This is a genomic window from Streptomyces albidochromogenes (assembly GCF_005981925.1).
GTDB classification, from domain to species: Bacteria; Actinomycetota; Actinomycetes; order Streptomycetales; family Streptomycetaceae; genus Streptomyces; species Streptomyces albidochromogenes.
Genome location: NZ_VBVX01000758.1, coordinates 1 through 444 on the forward strand (window position 1 = coordinate 1; position 444 = coordinate 444).

Here is a 444-nt window from a genome sequence, read left to right on the forward strand (position 1 = left end):
GTATATGAGTCGGTCAACATGCCTTTGTTTGTGTGGTCAGAGAACATTTCCGCAACAACTTGAATCATAAAACTTACCATTCGTGGTTCCGTAAAATCTACCACCTTTTCACCTTTCAAGATTGGTAACTTTTTTACCTCCACGATAGCAAGAGATCTTCGATGTTTCCATTTATCATACGCCACGACATCTGGGTGCGAATGGAATATATCATTAGATTGATGTTGTACTTTGGTGTTGACTCCTGTTCGACCCGCAGTATTTTTTGTACGGACATTAATCTCAAACTTTAATAGTGCTGCTACGTATTCACATATAGGGTTGAATAGATATTCCTTAAAAATTTCTTTGTATGTATCTTCATCGGTGGACGAGACGTCAGTCACAAGCATATAATCTTCTTTAAAGCAAACTCCAAGTAATTTTGTAAGTATTCTTTTATGT

The 444-nt window shown here is 36.7% G+C and carries 1 protein-coding gene; it reads right to left on the reverse strand.

The features are described from left to right. A partial coding sequence (locus E2E34_RS37795) for a hypothetical protein (protein WP_208765434.1) occupies window positions 1-392 on the reverse strand: 392 nt, incomplete at its 3' end. Between the last annotated feature and the right edge of the window lie 52 nt (window positions 393-444).